At 73.7% G+C, this 19,252-nt stretch carries 22 protein-coding genes and 1 riboswitch; of the genes, 11 read left to right on the forward strand and 11 right to left on the reverse strand.

From position 1 onward, the window contains the following. Window positions 1-83: 83 nt before the first annotated feature. Window positions 84-221, reverse strand: a riboswitch (cobalamin riboswitch). 146 nt (window positions 222-367) lie between these two features. Further along, window positions 368-589, reverse strand: coding sequence for a hypothetical protein (locus tag F1615_RS23825; protein WP_037938007.1), 222 nt, complete (start codon window positions 587-589; stop codon window positions 368-370). A gap of 34 nt (window positions 590-623) precedes the next feature. Next, window positions 624-1,868 (reverse strand): inorganic phosphate transporter, encoded by a 1,245-nt coding sequence (locus F1615_RS23830; RefSeq protein ID WP_149551103.1) that lies wholly within the window; start codon window positions 1,866-1,868, stop codon window positions 624-626. A 229-nt stretch (window positions 1,869-2,097) separates the two neighbouring features. Here F1615_RS23830 and F1615_RS23835 point away from each other — a divergent pair, with 229 nt between their 5' ends. The 3 genes from F1615_RS23835 (at window position 2,098) to F1615_RS23845 (ending at window position 5,686) form a co-directional block, all read left to right on the forward strand. Then, window positions 2,098-2,829, forward strand: coding sequence for a class II aldolase/adducin family protein (locus F1615_RS23835; RefSeq protein ID WP_244328822.1), 732 nt, complete (start codon window positions 2,098-2,100; stop codon window positions 2,827-2,829). A 121-nt stretch (window positions 2,830-2,950) separates the two neighbouring features. Beyond that, window positions 2,951-4,078, forward strand: a complete 1,128-nt coding sequence (locus tag F1615_RS23840; protein WP_167533834.1) for an alpha/beta hydrolase — start codon at window positions 2,951-2,953, stop codon at window positions 4,076-4,078. A 147-nt stretch (window positions 4,079-4,225) separates the two neighbouring features. Continuing rightward, window positions 4,226-5,686, forward strand: coding sequence for a hypothetical protein (locus F1615_RS23845; RefSeq protein WP_167533835.1), 1,461 nt, complete (start codon window positions 4,226-4,228; stop codon window positions 5,684-5,686). An 18-nt stretch (window positions 5,687-5,704) separates the two neighbouring features. Here the strand turns inward: F1615_RS23845 and F1615_RS23850 are convergent, their stop codons facing one another. Next, complete coding sequence (locus F1615_RS23850) at window positions 5,705-6,118, reverse strand: VOC family protein (protein ID WP_149551105.1); 414 nt, start codon at window positions 6,116-6,118, stop codon at window positions 5,705-5,707. Between the two features lie 214 nt (window positions 6,119-6,332). Between F1615_RS23850 and F1615_RS23855 the strand changes: the two genes are divergently transcribed. From F1615_RS23855 to F1615_RS23865, 3 genes are all read left to right on the forward strand, one after another. Beyond that, window positions 6,333-7,931, forward strand: coding sequence for an ABC-F family ATP-binding cassette domain-containing protein (locus F1615_RS23855; RefSeq protein ID WP_149551106.1), 1,599 nt, complete (start codon window positions 6,333-6,335; stop codon window positions 7,929-7,931). A gap of 362 nt (window positions 7,932-8,293) precedes the next feature. Further along, entirely contained in the window at window positions 8,294-8,515 is a 222-nt protein-coding gene (locus tag F1615_RS23860) for a helix-turn-helix domain-containing protein (RefSeq protein ID WP_029385158.1), read from the forward strand. A 106-nt stretch (window positions 8,516-8,621) separates the two neighbouring features. Continuing rightward, a complete protein-coding gene (locus F1615_RS23865) occupies window positions 8,622-9,425 on the forward strand; it encodes an enoyl-CoA hydratase/isomerase family protein (protein ID WP_149551107.1) in 804 nt (267 codons plus the stop codon). A 258-nt stretch (window positions 9,426-9,683) separates the two neighbouring features. Here the strand turns inward: F1615_RS23865 and F1615_RS23870 are convergent, their stop codons facing one another. Further along, entirely contained in the window at window positions 9,684-10,406 is a 723-nt protein-coding gene (locus F1615_RS23870; RefSeq protein WP_149551108.1) for a nucleopolyhedrovirus P10 family protein, read from the reverse strand. Between the two features lie 86 nt (window positions 10,407-10,492). Here F1615_RS23870 and F1615_RS23875 point away from each other — a divergent pair, with 86 nt between their 5' ends. The 5 genes from F1615_RS23875 to amaP are packed head-to-tail and all read left to right on the forward strand — an operon-like array spanning window position 10,493 to window position 12,785. Continuing rightward, window positions 10,493-10,987 carry an Asp23/Gls24 family envelope stress response protein gene (locus F1615_RS23875; RefSeq protein ID WP_149551109.1) on the forward strand — a complete coding sequence of 165 codons (495 nt, stop codon included), beginning with the start codon at window positions 10,493-10,495 and terminating at the stop codon, window positions 10,985-10,987. 25 nt (window positions 10,988-11,012) lie between these two features. Next, complete coding sequence (locus F1615_RS23880) at window positions 11,013-11,198, forward strand: hypothetical protein (protein WP_149551110.1); 186 nt, start codon at window positions 11,013-11,015, stop codon at window positions 11,196-11,198. Then, window positions 11,195-11,578 carry a hypothetical protein gene (locus F1615_RS23885; protein ID WP_149551111.1) on the forward strand — a complete coding sequence of 128 codons (384 nt, stop codon included), beginning with the start codon at window positions 11,195-11,197 and terminating at the stop codon, window positions 11,576-11,578. The genes F1615_RS23880 and F1615_RS23885 overlap by 4 nt, the downstream gene beginning before the upstream one ends. Beyond that, a complete protein-coding gene (locus tag F1615_RS23890) occupies window positions 11,575-12,204 on the forward strand; it encodes a DUF6286 domain-containing protein (RefSeq protein WP_149551112.1) in 630 nt (209 codons plus the stop codon). Before F1615_RS23885 ends, F1615_RS23890 begins: the two co-directional genes overlap by 4 nt. 2 nt (window positions 12,205-12,206) lie before the next feature. Continuing rightward, window positions 12,207-12,785 (forward strand): alkaline shock response membrane anchor protein AmaP, encoded by a 579-nt coding sequence (amaP, locus tag F1615_RS23895; RefSeq protein ID WP_208818388.1) that lies wholly within the window; start codon window positions 12,207-12,209, stop codon window positions 12,783-12,785. 8 nt (window positions 12,786-12,793) lie between these two features. Here amaP and F1615_RS23900 read toward each other — a convergent pair whose 3' ends face one another. The 7 genes from F1615_RS23900 to F1615_RS23930 all read right to left on the reverse strand — a co-directional run bounded on the left by F1615_RS23900 (window position 12,794) and on the right by F1615_RS23930 (window position 19,199). Beyond that, window positions 12,794-13,549, reverse strand: coding sequence for an SDR family oxidoreductase (locus F1615_RS23900; RefSeq protein ID WP_149551114.1), 756 nt, complete (start codon window positions 13,547-13,549; stop codon window positions 12,794-12,796). Window positions 13,550-13,553: 4 nt separating this feature from the next. Further along, entirely contained in the window at window positions 13,554-15,335 is a 1,782-nt protein-coding gene (locus F1615_RS23905; protein WP_149551115.1) for a glycoside hydrolase family 15 protein, read from the reverse strand. 33 nt (window positions 15,336-15,368) lie between these two features. After that, window positions 15,369-15,734 carry a hypothetical protein gene (locus F1615_RS23910; protein ID WP_149551116.1) on the reverse strand — a complete coding sequence of 122 codons (366 nt, stop codon included), beginning with the start codon at window positions 15,732-15,734 and terminating at the stop codon, window positions 15,369-15,371. Next, a complete protein-coding gene (locus F1615_RS23915; protein ID WP_388238879.1) occupies window positions 15,731-16,336 on the reverse strand; it encodes a sigma-70 family RNA polymerase sigma factor in 606 nt (201 codons plus the stop codon). The genes F1615_RS23910 and F1615_RS23915 overlap by 4 nt, the downstream gene beginning before the upstream one ends. After that, entirely contained in the window at window positions 16,333-17,889 is a 1,557-nt protein-coding gene (locus F1615_RS23920; protein WP_149551117.1) for a sodium:solute symporter family protein, read from the reverse strand. The genes F1615_RS23915 and F1615_RS23920 overlap by 4 nt, the downstream gene beginning before the upstream one ends. A 188-nt stretch (window positions 17,890-18,077) precedes the next feature. Further along, window positions 18,078-18,914 carry an SURF1 family protein gene (locus tag F1615_RS23925; protein WP_208818389.1) on the reverse strand — a complete coding sequence of 279 codons (837 nt, stop codon included), beginning with the start codon at window positions 18,912-18,914 and terminating at the stop codon, window positions 18,078-18,080. Window positions 18,915-18,965: 51 nt separating this feature from the next. Further along, window positions 18,966-19,199, reverse strand: a complete 234-nt coding sequence (locus F1615_RS23930) for a hypothetical protein (protein ID WP_149551119.1) — start codon at window positions 19,197-19,199, stop codon at window positions 18,966-18,968. Between the last annotated feature and the right edge of the window lie 53 nt (window positions 19,200-19,252).

Raw genomic sequence — 19,252 nt, forward strand, 5'->3', positions numbered from 1 at the left:
AGCGGGGTGGGGTGTCGCTGGTCGACCTCGGCAGGCAGCCGCGCATGGCGATATGTCCTCACTCAGGGTGTCCACGCCCTGGTTCGACGAGACCGGCGGTGAGAGTTCCTGGCTCCCGGGGTGTTCTCCCCGGTGACAGTGGCGGGACCGCGCCGGAATCGCACCGGCTTCCTCTCCTGCCGCCGTAGTGGCGGAGGCAGTCCACCACGGCCCCGGAAGGGCCGTCAACTTGCCGTTGACCTGCGAGGCTGAAGTGTGCTGAGGCCCACAGAGGGGCGCCGGTGGGTGAACCGGCGGGCGGACGCGCGCACGCCGGCGGGCGGTGCGGGAGCTCCCGCACCGCCCGCCGGACGGAGACGATCTGCGATCAGGCCATGATCAGGTAGATCCCGTAGCCCACCGCCGCCGCGCACGCCGCGAAGCAGGCGTAGGCGCCGGTGACCGCCAGGGCCGCGGACTGGCCCTGGGCGGCGGCCCGCTCGCGGCGGGACAGGCCGGTGATGCCGAGGGTGAACAGGGCCACCAGGGCCACGGTGACCACGAGGCTGACGCCGAAGACGGAACCGAGGGCCGCCCAGTCGATCTTCATGGTGCTCTTCTTCCTTCGTTCCGGGCCGTCGCGGTCAGACGGTGGTCCTGGCCGGCGATGCCGGGTCGTTGGGGGCCGGGATCGTGGCGGCGAGTTCCTCGCTCACGGTGCCCGCCGGGGGCGGGGTCACCGCGGCCATCGCCTGCGTCACCACGCCGGACGGCTCCGCGCCCGGGGCCTCGTGGTCGTTGACGTTGGTGTGGTCGATGACCTCGCGCCGGGAGATCTTCCAGATCGCCGCGCTGGAGACGACCAGGAAGACGGCCACGACGGCGGTGCCCCAGTCGCCGAAGCCGCAGACCCACTCGGCGAGCGCCGCGACGAGGGCCGCCGCCGGCAGCGTCAGACCCCAGGCGACGAACATCCGGGTGGCGGTCGACCAGCGGACGACACCGCCCTTGCGGCCCAGGCCGGCGCCCATCACGGAACCGGAAACGGAATGCGTGGTGGAGAGGGAGAAGCCCAGGTGGGAGGAGGCCAGGATGACCGTCGCGGCGCTGGTCTGGGCGGCGAAGCCCTGCTGCGGCTGGAGGTCGGTCAGGCCCTTGCCCATGGTGCGGATGATGCGCCAGCCGCCGAGGTAGGTGCCGAGCGCGATGGCGATGCCCGCCGAGAGGATGACCCACATGGGCGGGTCCGAGTCGGGGGCGAGGGTGCCGCCGGCCACCAGGGCCAGGGTGATGATGCCCATCGTCTTCTGGGCGTCGTTGGTGCCGTGGGCCAGGGAGACCAGGCCGGCGGAGGCGATCTGCCCGGCGCGGTAGCCCTTCTCGGAGGCCTTGCCGTCGGCCTTCTTGCCCATGCGGTAGGTGAGCCGGGTCGCGAGCATCGCGGCGAGGCCGGCCACCAGCGGGGCGGCGATCGCGGGGATCAGCACCTTGGTGACGAGGACGTCGCCGTGCACCGCGCCGAAGCCGGCGGAGGCGACGGTCGCGCCGATCAGACCGCCCATGAGGGCGTGCGAGGAGCTGGACGGCAGACCGACCAGCCAGGTCAGGAGATTCCAGAGGATCGCGCCGACCAACGCGGCGAAGATGACCTCGGGGCGGATGCCGGCCTCGTCGACGAGGCCCTTGGAGATCGTGTTGGCGACCTCCACCGAGAGGAATGCGCCTACAAGGTTCAGCACGGCGGACATGGCCACCGCGACCTTGGGCTTGAGCGCACCGGTCGAAATGGTCGTTGCCATCGCGTTCGCGGTGTCGTGGAAACCGTTCGTGAAATCGAACGCGAGTGCGGTTACCACCACAATCGCGAGGATCAGCGAGAAGCTTTCCATTTACCCAGGCAATCGTTCGAGGTCATTGGCTGGTCGAACGTAGGTAACCAGGGTGAACGGAAGATGAACTGGAATGGGCATCGTGGTGACCGTAAGAGGGGGTGGGCGCTCCGCCGGATGGCGGGGCCGCCGCCGTACGGGCTCCGCGGGCCGGGGGAGCCGGTGAAGAGACGTCGGTCACTCCCGGGGACCCGCCGCCGGCCGGTGGCCCGCCTGGCAGGATCGCGGCATGGCTGAGCAGCGGTGGGACGGTCGGGGAACGGGGAGCGCCGCGGACGGCGCCCGGGGTGGCGGCGGCCCGCGGGCCTCGGGCGCCGCCGAGGAGGAGGCGCGCGCCTGGGCGGAGCTGGTGGAGACCGCGCGCCGGAGCGTGGCCGACGGGCTCGTGGTCGGGACCTCGGGCAATGTCTCGGTGCGGGTCGGCGGGACGGTCCTGGTCACGCCGTCGGGAGTGCCGTACGACCGGCTGGGGCCGGGCGACGTGACAGGTGTCGACCTCGGCGGCCGGCAGGTGCTCGGCACACTGGTCCCGACCAGCGAGCTGCCCATGCATCTCGCGGTGTACCGCACCACCGGCGCGCGTGCCGTCGTGCACACGCACGCCGTGCACGCCACGGCGGTCTCCACGCTCGTCGACGAGCTGCCGCTGATCCACTACATGGCCGCGGCGCTGGGCGGCCCCGTCCGGGTCGCCCGCTACGCCACGTACGGCACCGACGAACTGGCCGCGAACATGCTCGAGGCCCTCGACGGCCGCACCGGATGCCTCCTGCGGAACCACGGCACGGTCACGTACGGGGCGACCCTCTCCCAGGCCTACGACCGCACGGCCCAGCTGGAGTGGATGTGCCGCGTCTGGCTGACCGCCTCGTCGGTCCCCGGCCTGTCCCCGCATCTGCTGACCCCGGAGCAGGTGGGGGAGGTGGGCGAACGCCTGCGGGGGTACGGGCAGCGGGACTGAGCCGGGCGGGGCGGCAGTCCCCCCCGCCGGGGCGGTGGGGGGCGGGAGCACCACCCCCGGGCCCCGCGCGGGCGCATCCGCCCACTGGCCGGGTACACGTTCCGACATGACACTGGAGAGCGTGCGCACTGTCAGAGCGACGGCCGCTGCCGTCACCGCCGTGATAGGGGCCGGCGCCGCCGCGGTGGCCGCCGGCCGGTTCGCCAGCGATGCCGCCCTCAGGATCCCGCCGGACGGGCCCCTGCCCACCGAACCCGTGCTCACCGTCCACGCCACGGCCGCGGGACAGGTCACCCTCACCCGGGACCTCGCCGCGCTGCGGCCCGGCCGCCACGGTCTCGCAGGCGACGGCTCCCACGCGGTCGTCGGACCCGTGCTGACCGGCACCGCGACCCCCGTCGACACCGTCGTACGCCGGCTGGAACGCGTCACGTACGGCACCCTCGAGCCCGGCGACCGGGTCTGGTTCACCCCGGCCGTGCACGCCGGCGACCCCGGCACCGCCCTCGGTCTGGACTTCACCGGTCTGGACGTCCCCGGCGACCTCGGCCCGCTGCCCGTCTGGTACGTGCCGGGCGACCGGGACACCTGGGTGATCGCCGTCCACGGACTGGGCACCACCCGGGAACACACCATGAACGTCATGGAGTTCCTGCACCGCCACCGCTTCCCGGTGCTCGCCCCCGCCCACCGGGGCGACCCGGGCGCGCCGGGCTCCCCCGACCGCCTCAACCACCTCGGCGAGACCGAGTGGCGTGATCTCGACGCGGTGCTCCGGCACGCGGTGGACTCCGGCGCCCGGCAGGTCGTCCTGTACGGCTGGTCCATCGGCGCGACCATGGCGCTGCGCGCCGCCGCCCGCTCCGACGTGCGGGCACGCGTCGCCGGCCTCATCCTCGACTCCCCGGTGCTCAACTGGGAGGCGACCCTGCGCGCCCTCGCCGCCGCCCACCGCACCCCGGGTGCCCTGCTGCCCCTCGCCGTCCGCGCCGCACAGGGCCGCACCGGCCTGTACGGGGACCGCAGGCCCGGCGCCGTCCACCTGGACCGCATCGCCGTCCCCACGCAGATCTTCCACGGTCCCGACGACACGGTGGCCCCCTGGCGGTTCTCCCGCCGCCTCGCCGCCGCCCACCCCAACACCATCACCCTTCACACCGTCAGGGGCGCTCCGCACGCCGCCATGTGGAACGTCGACCCGCAGGCGTACGAGGAGACCCTGCGGCGGTTCCTCACCCCCTTGATGTGAAGCGGCTCACGAGGATTCCGTTTAGCGTCGTACCACTGGCCTGATGTGCTCCCTTCTGCCGCTTCCGGGTCCGGTCCGCGGGCCGTCCCAGGGCCCCCGTCGGCATTCCGTTTGGGTTTTCGGACCGTCAACCGGAAGACTGCACCCGTGACGTCCCGTATCCCGCGCGACTCCAGGCTTCGACTCGTCCGCCCCCGACCCCTGGCCGCCGCCCCCACAGCGATCAACCAGCGACGCCCGCGCCGCCCCGCGCCCCGCCCTCCGGAGGGCACCCCCGCACCGGCGGAGCTGGCCAGAATGGCGCGCTCCCACCTGGCCGCGGCGGCCCGCGTCGCCCGCTGGGCCGACGCCGCCCTCGGCCCCGGCCGGAACGCCGCCACCGCCGACGGCAAGGCCACCCTCTCCGACGCGTCCGCCGAACACGCGGCCCGTGCCCTGGGCCTGACCCCCGCTCAGGTCCGCGCCGACTGGGACACCGCCCGCCTGGCCGGCCTCGTCGAGGTGCACGGCGACACCGCCCGCCCCGGCTGGCGGCTGCGCGCCTGGGACCGCGACGACAGCGCCGTACTGCGCGGCTGGGTCGCCCTCTGCGACGCCTGGTCGCTCGCCCACCCGGAGCCCGAGGAGTACGAGCCCGCCGCCGTCGCCGAGGTCGTCACGGCCATGCCGCAGGTGCTCTCCTTCCTCCAGCTGTCCGCCGGCCCCGTCCCCGTGCCGCAGCTCCTCGACCTTCTGCAGCAGCGCGTCACCGAGCTGCGCACGGAGCGCTGCGAGGTCGACTACGCGCCGCAGGCCGACGACGCGTCAGCGGCCTGCGGGGACCGGACCGGAACCGGTGGCGGACTCCAGCGGCCCCGCCCCGCGCTCGCCGAGCCGGCCGCCGCCGACGCCCCGCTCGAACCGCTGCTCGACTGGGCGCTGCGTGCCCTCGCCTCCGTCGGCGCCCTCACCTACGGAGACGGGCAGGCCACGCTCACCCCGCTGGGCAGCTGGGCGGTGTGGGTCAAGCTGGAGCAGATCTGCGTCGCCGCGCAGAGCCCCGCCGGCAACATCGAGCAGGGCGCCGAGGACATGCTGCGCGGCTGCGCCCGGCTGCGCCCCAACGCGGCCCGCGCCGAATACCGCGCCTGGCTCGCCGCCCGGCCGGTCGGAAGCGCCGTCACCGAGCTGATCGACGCCGCCCGCGGCGAGGACGCCCTGCTGCGCGGCCTCGCCTTCGAGGCGCTGCGCGTGGTCGGCGCCCCCGCCGAGCCCGAGGTCCGCACCGTGCTCGACGAGCCGGCGCTGCGGCCGTACGCCCTGCTGTGGCTGGCCGAGCACGAGGGCGCCGACCCCGAGGACGCCCACGAGGTCCTCACCCGCGAGGAGGCCACCTGGCTCTGGGTGGACACCGCCGCCGCCGTCGCCGACCACGGCGAGGCCCCGCTGCTGGTGAGGCACCTGGAGTCGGCGGTGCAGCCGACCGTGCCCACGCTGCTCAGCGAGGTGCGCGCCGTCGGCCACCCGCGGACCGTGCAGGTCCTGGTCGCCCTCGCCGCCGCCCACCCCGACCCGGCCCTGGCCAAGGCGGTCCGCCGGGCCGCCTTCCAGGTCCACACCGGCGGCTGACACCGGCCCGGGGCGCGCTCAGGCCCCGGTCTCCGGGGCGTACGTGCCGAAGGTCCAGACGTTGCCCCCGAGGTCCCGGGCCATGTAGTCCCGGGAGCCGTAGTCCTGGTCCGTCGGGGGCATCAGGATCTCCGCGCCCTGCTCCACCGCGCGCCGGTGGTGTGCGTCGACGTCGTCCACGACGATGTACACCCCGGCCGGGCCCGCGCCCTTCATCGCCGTGTCGAACACCCCGCCGCGGCCCTTCGAGCCCAGCATCACCACGCCGTTGCCCTGCGCCAGCTCGGCGTGCATCACCGTGCCGTCCTCGCCCTCGTACACCGACAGCTCCGTGAAGCCGAAGGCCTCCGTGAGCTGCCGGATCGCCGCCTTCGCGTCCCCGTACAGCAGCGTCGGAACGACGCTCGGACGCCCGCCGCCCGTGCCTGCCATGGCGATCACTTCCCTGTGTCTCGCGTGCACCGGAATGTCCACGTGCCGCCCAGTCTGACACCGGGCATCGACAACCTCCGGGACGCCCGCACGCGGAAAAGCGCTTGCACGGCCCCGTTAGAATGGCTCCCATGGCCATTCTCCTCGCGCATTAGACGGCGGGAACGTCCTCAGCCGCCCACCGCCATCCTCCCCACCGCCCAGGAGTCTGTCCGTGATCTCCGCCTCCGGCATCGAGCTGCGCGCCGGTGCCCGCGTCCTCATCGAAAGCGCCACCTTCCGCGTCGCCAAGGGCGATCGCATCGGCCTGGTCGGCCGCAACGGCGCGGGCAAGACCACCCTCACCAAGGTCCTCGCCGGCCAGGGCATCCCCGCCGCCGGCAACGTCACCCGCTCCGGCGAGGTCGGCTACCTCCCCCAGGACCCCCGCACCGGCGACCTCGACATTCTCGCCCGCGACCGCATCCTCTCCGCCCGCGGCCTCGACGTACTGATCCGCAAGATGCGCGACAACGAGCAGCGCATCGCGAGCGGCCAGGGTGCCACGCGGGAGAAGGCGCTCAAGCAGTACGAGCGCCAGGAGACCGAGTTCCTCACCAAGGGCGGATACGCCGCCGAGGCCGAGGCCGCCACGATCGCCGCCGCGCTCAACCTGCCCGACCGCGTGCTCGGCCAGCCCCTGCACACCCTCTCCGGCGGTCAGCGGCGCCGGGTGGAGCTCGCCAGGATCCTGTTCTCCGACGCGGACACCCTGCTCCTCGACGAGCCGACCAACCACCTCGACGCCGACTCGATCGTCTGGCTGCGCGACTACCTCAAGACCTACCGCGGCGGCTTCATCGTCATCTCCCACGACGTGGACCTGGTCGAGACGGTCGTCAACAAGGTGTTCTACCTGGACGCCAACCGCGCCACCATCGACGTCTACAACATGGGCTGGAAGCTCTACCAGCAGCAGCGCGAGGCCGACGAGAAGCGCCGCCGGCGCGAGCGGCAGAACGCCGAGAAGAAGGCCGCCGCCCTCAACGCGCAGGCCGACAAGATGCGCGCCAAGGCCACCAAGACGGTCGCCGCGCAGAACATGGCCCGCCGCGCGGAGCGCCTGCTGTCCGGTCTGGAGGACGTCCGCCAGTCCGACAAGGTCGCCAAGCTGCGCTTCCCCGAGCCCTCGCCCTGCGGCAAGACCCCGCTGATGGCCGAGGGCCTGTCGAAGTCGTACGGCTCCCTGGAGATCTTCACCGACGTCAGCCTGGCCATCGACAAGGGCTCCCGGGTCGTCATCCTCGGCCTCAACGGCGCCGGCAAGACCACCCTGCTGCGGCTCCTCGGCGGTGTCGAACAGCCGGACACCGGTGCCGTCGTCCCCGGTCACGGCCTCAAGCTCGGCTACTACGCCCAGGAGCACGAGACCCTCGACCCCGACCGCACCGTCCTGGAGAACATGCGCTCCGCCGCGCCCGACATGGACCTGGTCGAGGTCCGCAAGGTGCTCGGCTCGTTCCTGTTCTCCGGCGACGACGTGGACAAGCCGGCCGGTGTCCTCTCCGGTGGTGAGAAGACCCGTCTGGCGCTCGCCACCCTCGTGGTGTCCTCGGCGAACGTGCTGCTCCTCGACGAACCGACCAACAACCTCGACCCGGCCAGCCGGGAGGAGATCCTCGGCGCCCTGCGCACCTACAAGGGCGCGGTCGTCCTCGTCACCCACGACGAGGGCGCGGTCGAGGCGCTCCAGCCGGAGCGGATCATCCTGCTGCCGGACGGTGTCGAGGACCTGTGGGGCGCCGACTACGCGGACCTGGTCGCCCTCGCCTGAACCGGCGCGGCCGTCAGCCGGGGGTGACCGAATGCGTGATCCACTGCGCATGGATCATTCGGCCCATCGGTGATCCATCATTCGTGTGAGATCTCCTCACCCCGAGGTGTGTCCTACACCGATGCCGCGGCCGCGCCCCCGGTCGGCCGGTGCTCGGCACCCACCCCTTTCTGACCTGGCACTTCGCGGAGGAACCCGATTGGAGGTATCGGCGGCACCTGCCGGAATATCCAATTCCGCATGTGGGGACGCACTCCCGTCGTCACAACCTTGTCTCATCGACCTTGCCGAATGGGTGGCCATGAGGGCCGGGAGGGGTGATCATGAGGAGACCAGAGCGCACTTCCCATGAGGAGGCACGGGTGGCCGAGACTCTGAAGAAGGGCAGCCGGGTGACCGGCGCCGCGCGCGACAAGCTCGCGGCAGACCTGAAGAAGAAGTACGACGCCGGTGCGAGCATCCGGGCGTTGGCCGAGGAGACCGGCCGCTCGTATGGCTTTGTGCACCGCATGCTCAGCGAGTCGGGTGTCACGCTCCGAGGGCGTGGCGGGGCGACACGGGGCAAAAAGGCCCCTTCGGCCTGACCCCGGCACCACGGGAACCCCGATGGTGGCCACCCGGTCGGACAACCGGTCGGCCGGGTGGTTACTGTGCAGTCACTTAGATGACCGCACCCATCGGAGGCGCCCCATGGCTTCGTCCGCCCAGGACCTCGGTCCGGTACTCGACAAGGACGGCGTACGGCTCACCGTCGACGACGCGATCGCCACGGTGACGCTGACCAATCCGGCCAAGCGCAACGCGCAGAGCCCCGCTCTGTGGCGGGCCCTGACCGAGGCCGGCCGGCTGCTGCCCGGCTCGGTCCGGGTCGTGGTGCTGCGCGGGGAGGGCAAGTCCTTCTCCGCCGGGCTCGACCGGCAGATGCTCACGCCCCAGGGAATCGAGGGCGAGCCGTCGTTCATCGACCTCGCGCGCGGTGACGACGCCGAGCTGGACGCCACCATCGCCGTCTACCAGGAGGCGTTCACCTGGTGGCGGCGCAGCGACATCGTGTCCATCGCCGCTGTGCAGGGACACGCCATCGGGGCCGGTTTCCAGCTGGCCCTCGCCTGTGACCTGCGCGTCGTCGCGGACGATGTGCAGTTCGCCATGCGCGAGACCAGCCTCGGCCTCGTCCCCGACCTGACCGGCACGCACCCCTTGGTGAGCCTCGTCGGCTACGCCCGCGCCCTGGAGATCTGCGCGACCGGACGCTTCGTCACGGCCGAGGAGTCCGTGAACACCGGCCTGGCCAACCTCGCCGTGCCCGCCGCCGACCTGGACGCGACCGTCCAGGACCTCGCCGCGGCGCTGCTGGCGGCGCCCCGGGACGCCGTGATCGAGACCAAGGCCCTCCTGCGCGGCGCACAGGACCGCACCTACGAGGAGCAGCGCGCCGCGGAACGCGCGGCCCAGGCCCGCCGCCTGCGCGACCTGGCCGGCATGGGCGAATAGCAGACGGGCGATGCCCGGACCCGGCACCGGACGTGGCGGTGCCCGATGTCCGGCGGTGGCCGGACCGGCACCCGGGGATGCCCGGATCCCGGCGGTGGCCGGACGAGAGCAGCGGGCGGGGCGGGGTGGGTGGCTGGTGGTCGGGGCCGGCCACGGCGTCGCCTGGACGGTACGTCGTGACCCGCCCCGCTGAACAGGGCGCCCGCCCGACGCGCGTGGGGCCGGCGACCCCGCTCGCCCGTGCCGGTGCGCGGCCGGTCAGTCGAGTGCCGTCACCAGGACGGTGACCGTCGGCCGGTCCGGCAGTGACGCCGCCACGGCCGTGCGGACCGCCCGGGCCACCTCCAGGGGGTGGTGATCCGACCGGACGGCGAGGTCCACGCGCGCGTGGCGGTGGGGCAGGGCCGCCCCGCCCGGGTGCTCGGACAGGTGGACGGGGCGGCCCGGTGTCCCCGTCAGCCGGGTCACCCCCGGGACGGCGAGCGCGGCTGCCGCGATCCGGCCGGCCTCCGGGCCGCCGGGCCCCGGCGGCCCGGAGGCGGGTTCCCGAGCCGGCGCCCCGGGCCGCGCCGGCGGCTCCGTGTCCAGCAACTCCGTCACCCGCAGGTCCACCTGGATGACGGCCAGGCCGATCCGTTCCGCCGCCTCGGCCAGCGCCGTACGCAGCAGCGACGCCGTCACCGGCAGCGGCCGGGACGCCGTGGCCGCGAACTCCGCGGCCAGCCGCAGCGGGCCCGGCGGCAGCGCGCTCGGCGGGGCCGGTACGACCGGCTCGCCCACCGCCTCCCGCGGGCCTTCCGCCGGCCCGATCCGCAGGCCGTCCAGGCGTACGCCGGGCACGGCCCGCGCCGCCGCGCGGCGCAGCGGCACAGCCGCTGCCCGCTCCGCGATCCACGCGCCGTCGCGCGGTCCCCCCAGGGGCACGATCCTGCCAAGCCCCACCTGTTGCCGTACCGCTCGCGTCCACCGGTCCGCCGTCACTCCTCCAGCCTGCCGTATTCCTGGCGCGGTGCGGCGCAACCATGCATACGGTTGTCGCAGGAGGACGACCGAAGGGACGTACGGCGATGACCGACATGACCGAGCCAGGCCCGGTACGGGCCCCCGACGCCGAGAAGAACCCCGTGGAGACCACCTCGCGCAAGGGCCAGGGAACCCGGCGCGGCGGCGGTGACCCCGCCACCCGCGGCCGCACCACCATCTCCGACGGTGTGGTGGAGAAGATCGCCGGACTGGCGGCCCGGGACGTGTTCGGCGTCCACGCGATGGGCAGCGGGCTGTCGCGGACCTTCGGAGCCGTACGCGACCGCGTGCCCGGCGGCTCCAAGTCGGTGGCGCGCGGCGTGAAGGCCGAGGTCGGCGAGGTGCAGACCGCGCTCGACCTGGAGATCGTCGTCGTCTACGGCGTGTCCATCGCCGACGTCGCCAGGGACGTCCGGGAGAACGTGATCGCCGCGGTCGAGCGGATGACCGGCCTGGAAGTGGTCGAGGTCAACATCGCGGTGAGCGACGTGAAGCTCCCCGACGAGGAGGACGAGGAGCCGGAGAGCCGCCTCCAGTGAGGCTCGCTGAGCGGAGGAGCGCATCATGAACACAGCCGTGGTCGGCATGATCGTCGGCATGGCGCTGGGCTTCGCCGGATACTTCGGCGGATTCGGGGCCTTCCTGCTGGTGGCGGCCCTGGGCGCCGTCGGTTTCGTCGTTGGACGGTTCCTCGAGGGGGACCTGGAACTCGGCGACTTCTTCCGTCCCCGTGACGAGCGGCGGAGGTGACGCCGGTGAGCACGGGGGCCGTCGGACCCGGCGGGAGCCCGGCCGCCGTCGCACCGGGCGGGCGCGGGGCGACCAGGATCGCCGACCGGGTGGTCGCGAAGATCGCCTCGCAGGCCGCCCGTGAGGCGGTGGGCACCCTGCCGCCGGGCGCCGCGCCACCGCACGCGAGCGTGGCCGTGCACCACGACACCGCCCGGGTGCGCGTGCACGTCGAACTGGCCTACCCGGGCGACATCGGCGGCCGGTGCGCACAGGTACGGCGCCAGGTGGTCGACCGGGTGCGTTCCCTGGCGGGCATGGCCGTGCCGGAGGTCGTCGTCCAGGTGGAGCGGCTGCACCTGGCGGCCGCGTCCGGCGCGGCGCACGGGAGGACGCGATGAGCGACCCCCGGGGCACAGTCCTGGAGAAGAGTCCCCCGCCTGTCGGGGACGGAGCCGACGGGGCCGGCGGGAGCGACGGAGGGCACCGGCGCTTCTGGTCGGCCCGCCGGGTCCCCGCGGGCCTGCTCGCGCTGGTGACCCTGGTGATCGCGGGCGCGTTCCTGTACGACATCGCCGCGGTGCGCGCCGACCGCGCCGGGATGAGCTGGCGCCGGGAACTGGCCCGGCAACTGGCCGAACGGCCCCTGGACGACGTCTGGGTGCTGACCGGCGCCGCTGTCGCCGCCGCGCTCGGACTCTGGCTGTTCCTGCTCGCGGTGACGCCCGGCCTGCGTTCCCTGCTCCCGATGCGCCGCACCCGTCCCGACGTACGCGCCGGACTGGACCGCGACGCCGCCGCGATGGTGCTGCGGGACCGGGCCATGGAGGTGGCCGGCGTCCAGTCGGTGCGGGTCAGGATGACGCGCGCCCGCGCCGACGTCCGCGCGGCGGCGCACTTCCGTGAACTGGACGACGTACGGGCGGACATGACCACGGTGCTCGAGGACGCGGTCGAACGGCTGGGCCTGGCCCGGCCGCCCAGACTGTCGCTGCGCGTGCGGCGACCCGGCAGGAAGGGGCGATAGCGGTGCTCAGAGGTGTCAACCGCGTGCTGCTCGCGATCGCGGGCCTGGTGCTGATCGCCCTCGGCGGGTCCGTGCTGGCGATCGGGCTCGGGGCGCCGGCGCCCTCCTGGTGGCTGCACCACGGGCGGCACGACGTCCTGCTGAACGAGGCCGAGCGGACCCGATGGCGGGACGACGGCTGGTGGTGGCCGGTCGTCCTCGCCGTCCTCGCGGTACTGGTCCTGCTCTGTCTGTGGTGGCTGGTCGCGGTGCTGCGCCGGCGGCGACTGGCCGAGATCCTGGTCGACACGGGCGACGGGGAGGGCGCCGCAGTGCGCGGCCGGGCCCTGGAACACGTCCTCGCCGAGGAGGCGGACCGGCTGGACGGCGTGGCGCAGGCCCACGTCCTGCTCACCGGCCGCCGCGGCAGTCCGAGAACCCGGGTACGCCTCACCCTGGAACCCCACGTCGACCCGGGCACCGCCCTGCACGGCCTCACCACGGGTGCCCTGACCCACGCCCGGGACTCGGCGGGCCTGACCACCCTCCCGGCCGAGGCCCGGCTGCGCGCGGTGAAACACCGCCCCGAACGAGTCAGCTGACCCGCCGATCAGAACCCGTGCCGGAAACCGCCGTCCACCGGCAGCATCACGCCGGTCACGTAGGACGCCGCCGGCGACAGCAGGAACGCCGCCGTCCGCCCGAACTCCTCCGGCGTCCCGTACCGCCGCAGCGGAATGCGTGACTCGGCGGCCTGCCGCGTGGCCTCGGGGTCCGCGGACAGCGCGTCCAGCTGCCGCACCCGGTCGGTGTCGACCCGTCCGGGCAGCAGCCCCACCACCCGCACCCCCCGGGGCCCCAGCTCGTCCGCCAACGACTTGGCGAACCCGGCCAGCCCGGGCCGCAGCCCGTTGGAAATGGTCAGCCCGGGGATCGGCTCGTGCACCGACCCCGACAGCACGAACCCGATGACACCTCCCTCGCGCAGCTCCGCCGCGGCCGCCCGGGCCATCCGCACCGCGCCCAGGAACACCGTCTCGAACGCCGACTGCCACTGCTCGTCCGTGGTGTCGGCGACGAAGCCCGGCGGCGGCCCGCCGACGCTGACGAGGACGCCGTCGAAGCGTCCGAACCGCTCCCGGGCGGTCGCGATCAGCAGCGCCGGCGCCTCCGGATCGGCGTTGTCGACGGCCACCCCGACCGCGTCCGGGCCCAGCGCGGACGCCGCCTGAGCGACGGCCTCCTCCTCCCGCCCCGTGACGACCACCTTCGCGCCGTCGGCGACGAGCTCCCGCGCCGAGGCGTGGCCCAGCCCGCGGGTCGCCCCGGTGACGACGTACACCCGGTCCTTCAGTCCAAGATCCATGTCCCTATCCTGCCTCCTCGTCCGCGAACAGGGCGAGGGCGGTGTTCACCAGGCCGATGTGACTGAACGCCTGCGGGAAGTTGCCCAGCAGCCGGCCGCCGACCGGGTCGTACTCCTCCGCCAGCAGACCCACGTCGTTGGCGAGGCCCAGCAGCCGTTCGAACAGATCGCGCGCCTCCTTCGTCCGCCCGGTCATGTGCAGGGCGTCCGCCAGCCAGAAGGAGCACACCAGGAACGTGCCCTCCTGACCGGGCAGCCCGTCGACGGCGGTGGCGTCCGTGGTGTAGCGGCGCACCAGCCCGTCCTGCCCCAGTTCCGCACGGACCGCCTCGATGGTGCCGAGCACCCGGGTATCGTCGGGCGGCAGGAACCCCACCCGGGGGATCAGCAGCAGCGCGGCGTCGAGTTCGCGCGAGCCGTAGGACTGCGTGAAGGTGTTCCGCTCGGGGTCGTACCCCTTCTCGCACACCTCCCGGTGCACCTCGTCCCGCAGCTCACGCCAGCCGTCCAGGTCGCCCTCGAGGTCCGGGAACTCCTCCATGGCGCGCACCGCGCGGTCCGCGGCCACCCACACCATCACCTTGGAGTGCACGAAGTGCCGGCGGCGGCTGCGCACCTCCCACAGCCCTTCGTCCGGCTGCCGCCAGGCCGTGCGCAGGAACTCCAGCAGCACCGACTGCAGCGCCCACACGTCCGGCTGCGCCGACAGCCCCGAACGCCGGGCCAGGGTCAGGGAGTCCACGACCTCTCCGTACACGTCCAGCTGGAGCTGGTTCACGGCGTCGTTGCCCACCCGGACCGGCGTGGCGCCGCCGAAGCCGGACAGCCACGGGACCTCGAACTCCGGCAGCCGCCGCTCGCCCGCGAGCCCGTACATGATCTGGAGGTCCGCCGGGTCGCCCGCCACCGCGCGGAGCAGCCAGTTGCGCCAGGCCTCCGCCTCGCTCTGGTACCCGGCGGCCAGCAGCGCCTTCAGGGTCAGCGTGGAGTCGCGCAGCCAGCAGAACCGGTAGTCCCAGTTGCGCACCCCGCCCGGCTCCTCCGGCAGCGACGTGGTGGGCGCGGCGACGATGCCGCCCGTCGGGCGGTAGGTGAGCGCCTTGAGCGTGATCAGCGACCGGACGACCGCGTCCCGGTACGGGCCGTCGTAACAGCAGTGCGCCGCCCAGGCGCGCCAGTCCTCGACGCTGTGCCGCAGCGAGGCGTACGGGTCGACCAGCGGGGGCCGCGGCTCGTGGGAGGGGTGCCAGGTGAGCACGAACGCGACCCGCTCGCCCTCCCTCACCGTGAACTCCGAGACCGTGGACCGGTCCTCGCCCCAGGTGGGCACCTCCGGCACGCTGCGCAGCCACGCCGAGTCCGGTCCGGCCACCGCCACCCGGTGCCCGTCCTCCCTGCGCACCCAGGGCACGACCGAGCCGTAGTCGAAACGCAGCCGGAGCGTGCTGCGGACGGTCACCTCGCCCCGTACGCCCTGCACGATCCGTACCAGGTCGGGTGCTTCGTGGCGCTGCGGCATCAGATCGGTGACCAGCACCGTCCCCTGCGGGGTCTCCCACTCGGTGTCCAGGACGAGGGTGTCCTCGCGGTAGGAACGCCGGGTGTACCGGTCCGCACCGGCCGGTGCGATCCGCCAGTGCCCGTTGTCCTCACCCCCGAGCAGCCGGGCGAAGCAGGCCGCCGAGTCGAAGCGGGGCAGGCAGAGCCAGTCGACCGAGCCGTCCGCGCCCACCAGGGCAGCGGTCTGTTCGTCGCCGATGAGCGCGTAGTCCTCGATACGGTGCACGGGGTGCGGATGCCCGGCCGGCGGGGGCCGCAATCAGGGGCGCTGCCGCGGGAGTGACGGACCGTCGGCCGCCGCGGCGCCGTTGCCGGAGAAGATGACGCCGGGGTCCGAGGGTGCCTGGTTGAGCACCCACAGGCCGATCAGCGTGGCCAGCGCGAAGACGACGGCGACGAGCACGGTGAGGACGAGCCGCCGCCGGCGTTCCCGGCGCAGCCACTCGCCGCGCGCCGTGCGGTAGGCGTCGGGGTCCGGCCGCACCCCGCCGGCCAGCGCCCGCAGGGCGTCGCGCAGTTCCCGTTCGGTGCGCTCCGCGCCCGGCGGACGGGGCGGCTCGGCCCGGTCGTGGTCCGTGCGGTCCGGGCCGGTGCCACGCGACGGAGTCGCGTCTTGATGCGTCATCGCCGGGCCTCCATCGCCTGGGTCAGCGCGGCGATGCCGCGCGAGGTGTGCGTCTTGACGGAACCACGGGAGATCCCCATCGCGGCGGCTATCTCGCTCTCCTTCAGCCCGAGCCAGTGCCGCAGCACCAGCGCCTCGCGCTGCCGGGCCGGCAGGTGCTGGAGCGCGTCGATCAGCACCCGCTGGTCGTCGTGGAGCAGCGCGGTGTTCTCCGCGGAGGCCACGGTCTCGTCGGACGGGCCCTGCGGATGTTCCTCGTGCCGGCGGGCGACCTGGAGGTGGCGGATCCGCATCCGGGTCAGATTGCAGACGGTGGAGCGCAGATACGCCTCCGCCGCCGCCACGTCCTTCAGCCGCCGCCACTTGCGGTAGATCTGGTAGTACGCCTCGGCCACCACGTTCTCCGGGTCGTCGGCGCCGAGCAGCACGGCGAGCCGCAGCATCGAGGAGTAGTGCAGCTCGAAGAGGCGGGCGACCCCGGCCTCCCGTTCCAGGTCGGCCGGGTCGGTGACGGCCGGGCCCAGCGGCCCGGCCGCGGCCGGAGGCGGGGGCGGCGCCGGGGCAAGCGGCAGAGTGGTCCGGTGCTGTTGTCTGCGTCTCACGTGTTGTTCGCTCCCGTCTCCGGACGCCGCCCGGCCATCAGGCGGGACGGCAGGTCGGTGGCGTCGGCGCCGCGCGGGACGCCGAGGCGGGCGAGGGCCGCGGTGCCCGCCACCGCGACGATCAGGTTCAGCAGCAGGGCGGCGACCCCGGCGTAGATCTCCAGCGTGCCGGTGCCGAGCGGCACGATCGAGGAGAACCCCTCCCGCACCACCAGATGGGTCCCGGCGACCATGCCCACGGCCCACCCGGCGAGGAGCGCCCGCGGATGCAGCCACCGCGTGTACAGCCCGACCGCCACCGCCGGGAAGATCTGCAGGATCCACACCCCGCCGAGCAGCTGGAGGTTGATCGCGTCCTGGTCGCGCAGCCCGAACACGAACGCCACGGCCCCGAGCTTGGCGGTCAGCGACACCGCCTTGGCGACCCGCACCTGCCGTTTCGGCGTGGCCGTCGGATGGACGTACTCGACGTACACGTTCCGTACGAAGCTGGTCGCCGCGGCGATCGACATCACCGCCGCCGGCACCAGCGCGCCCACCACGATCGCGCCGAACACCAGCCCGGCCAGCGGGCCCGGCATCAGCCGGTCGACCAGCATCGGCACCGCCGCCTCGGCGCCGCCCTCGGGGGCCCGCACCCCGGCCGCCAGGGCCGCGATGCCGAGGAACCCGAACAGGGCGAGCAGCGCGGTCCAGGCGGGCAGTCCCGCCGACACCTTGCGCAGGGTGCGCGGACCGTCGGCGGCGAACCCGGCGGTGAGCACGTGCGGATACATCAGCAGGGCCAGCGCGGAGCCGAGCGCGAGTGTGGCGTAGGCGGGCTGCTGCCGCGGTGACAGCAGCAGCGGGGAGTGCGCCGCGTCCGTGCCGCCGAGGGCGCGCGCGGCCCCGTCGAAGACCGCGCCGAAGCCGTCGAACCGGCTCAGCACCAGCCAGCACACGGCGGTGAGCGAGACGAACACCGCCACCGCCTTCAGCGCGGAGATCACCGTGGGCGCCCGCAGTCCGTGCCGGTAGGTGGCGACGGCCAGCCCCGCGAACACGGCCACCATCACCAGGTCCCCGGTGGCACCGCTCGGATACAGCCCGCCCGCGGTGAGCACCGCGCGGATGCCGAGCAACTGGAGCGCCAGGTACGGCATCGTCGCCAGGATGCCGGTGAGCGCGACGACCAGCGCCAGCGGCGGCGAGCCGTACCGGCCGCGCACGAAGTCGGCGGCGGTGATGTAGCCGTGCCGCCGGGCCACGCTCCACAGCCGGCTGAGCAGCACGAACGCGAGCGGGCAGACGATCACCGTGTACGGCACCGCGAAGAAGGCGGGCGCGCCGTTGCCGTACGCCAGACCCGGGACGGCGGTGAACGTGTACGCCGTGTAGATCGTCCCGCCGAGCAGCAGCCAGGTCCAGCCGCCCCCGAGGCTCCGGTCGGCGAGCGCCCAGCCCTCCAGCGAGGGCAGCCTGTCGCTCGGCCGGAGCCGTCGCGCGGTGACGGCGAGCAGCGACGCCCCGCCGATCACGGCGAGGAACGTCGCGGTCATGGCGCCGTCGGCCATGAGTCACCGTCCTTGGTGTGCTGTGCCCTCGGGGGAGAGTTGCGCGGACGGCCCGTCCGGATGACAGCGACCGGCGGGACATCCGTCCGGAACGCGGCGCACCCCGTCCGGCCGGTGCGCCACTCTCGCACAGAACGCCGCACATCGGGAGAGCGGCGCAGGTCACAGCACGCTGCGGACGTTCCCGGCTACGGCGCGTGTGCCCGGTCGGGGGCGGCGGAGGGGTTGCGCACCGCCTCCGGTTCGCTCTCCCCGGCGTCCGTCTCCCCGGCCGCCGCCCGCGCCCGCTCCCGGGCCTCCCGGCGGACCAGGACCACCCAGCCGACCGGCACGGCCGCCGCGAACAGCCACCACTGGACGGCGTACGCGTAGTTCAGCGCCGCGTTCTCCTTGCCCGGGTCACCCAGCCGCTCGGGGGTGCCGCCCCGGGGCTCGGGCGCCGTCTGCGCCACATAGCCGCCGAGCACCCGGGCACCGAGGCGCTGCGCCTCCCGCTCGCTGTTGATCAGCATGATCTGACGCTCGGGCAGGCCCTCGAGGTTCTTGATGCCGCTCGCCTCGGTCGTCTCGTCGGGCATGAGCCGGCCCTTGATCGTGATCTCGCCGCGCGGCGGTGCGGGGACCTCGGGGAACGCGGTCTGGCTCGGCCCGTCCGCGGGGATCCAGCCGCGGTTGACGAGCAGCACCCTGCCGTCGTCCAGGACGAAGGGGGTGAGGACGTGGAAGCCGACCTTGTCGTCGGCGTTGGTGCGGCGGCGGACGACGACCTCGTCGTCCGTGTCGAAGCGGCCCTCGGCGGTCACGGTGCGGTACCGCTCGGCGCGGGTCACGGCGTCTCCCGGCGCGGCCAGCCGCTCCACCGGCACCGGATCGGCGGCCAGCGCGTCGGCCACGAGCTGGTTCCGGGCGGAGCGTTCCCCGTAGCGGTCCATCTGCCAGGTGCCCAGCCAGATCATCGTGGGGACGAGGATCAGGGCCACCAGTGTGATGATCACCCATTGGCGGGACAACAGAAAGCGGTGCACCCCACGACCGTACAACTCGGTCGCGGGGTGCATTCAGGCGGGTACGTCCTTTCAGACCCGGTCGATGATCCCCGCCTTTCCCTCCGCGCGGGCGCAGTGGGCGCCGCAGTACCAGTGGCCGTCGGCCTCGACGCCCTGGCCGATGATCTGCACCCGGCAGTGCTCGCAGATCGGGGCCATGCGGTGGATCGCACAGGAGAAGCAGTCGAAGACGTGCACCGCGCCCTGCGCGTGCACCTCGAAGGTCATTCCGTAGCTGTTGCCGCAGACTTCGCATGTCGCCATGCGCCACAGGGTGAGCCGTCGGCCCGGCGCGGGCGAGCGGGCGGCGGGCGAGT

The organism is Streptomyces marokkonensis, assembly GCF_008312835.1.
Lineage (GTDB): Bacteria > Actinomycetota > Actinomycetes > Streptomycetales > Streptomycetaceae > Streptomyces > Streptomyces marokkonensis_A.

What these genes read in the sequence shown, in the direction of transcription:
- F1615_RS23900 (WP_149551114.1), bottom strand. Translation starts at nt 13,549, where the DNA reads ATGGATCTTGGACTGAAGGACCGGGTGTACGTCGTCACCGGGGCGACC.
- F1615_RS23930 (WP_149551119.1), bottom strand. Translation starts at nt 19,199, where the DNA reads ATGGCGACATGCGAAGTCTGCGGCAACAGCTACGGAATGACCTTCGAG.
- F1615_RS23875 (WP_149551109.1), top strand. Translation starts at nt 10,493, where the DNA reads ATGACCGACATGACCGAGCCAGGCCCGGTACGGGCCCCCGACGCCGAG.
- F1615_RS23890 (WP_149551112.1), top strand. Translation starts at nt 11,575, where the DNA reads ATGAGCGACCCCCGGGGCACAGTCCTGGAGAAGAGTCCCCCGCCTGTC.
- F1615_RS23880 (WP_149551110.1), top strand. Translation starts at nt 11,013, where the DNA reads ATGAACACAGCCGTGGTCGGCATGATCGTCGGCATGGCGCTGGGCTTC.
- F1615_RS23865 (WP_149551107.1), top strand. Translation starts at nt 8,622, where the DNA reads ATGGCTTCGTCCGCCCAGGACCTCGGTCCGGTACTCGACAAGGACGGC.
- F1615_RS23850 (WP_149551105.1), bottom strand. Translation starts at nt 6,118, where the DNA reads ATGGCAGGCACGGGCGGCGGGCGTCCGAGCGTCGTTCCGACGCTGCTG.
- F1615_RS23920 (WP_149551117.1), bottom strand. Translation starts at nt 17,889, where the DNA reads ATGGCCGACGGCGCCATGACCGCGACGTTCCTCGCCGTGATCGGCGGG.
- F1615_RS23825 (WP_037938007.1), bottom strand. Translation starts at nt 589, where the DNA reads ATGAAGATCGACTGGGCGGCCCTCGGTTCCGTCTTCGGCGTCAGCCTC.
- F1615_RS23830 (WP_149551103.1), bottom strand. Translation starts at nt 1,868, where the DNA reads ATGGAAAGCTTCTCGCTGATCCTCGCGATTGTGGTGGTAACCGCACTC.
- F1615_RS23835 (WP_244328822.1), top strand. Translation starts at nt 2,098, where the DNA reads ATGGCTGAGCAGCGGTGGGACGGTCGGGGAACGGGGAGCGCCGCGGAC.
- F1615_RS23910 (WP_149551116.1), bottom strand. Translation starts at nt 15,734, where the DNA reads ATGACGCATCAAGACGCGACTCCGTCGCGTGGCACCGGCCCGGACCGC.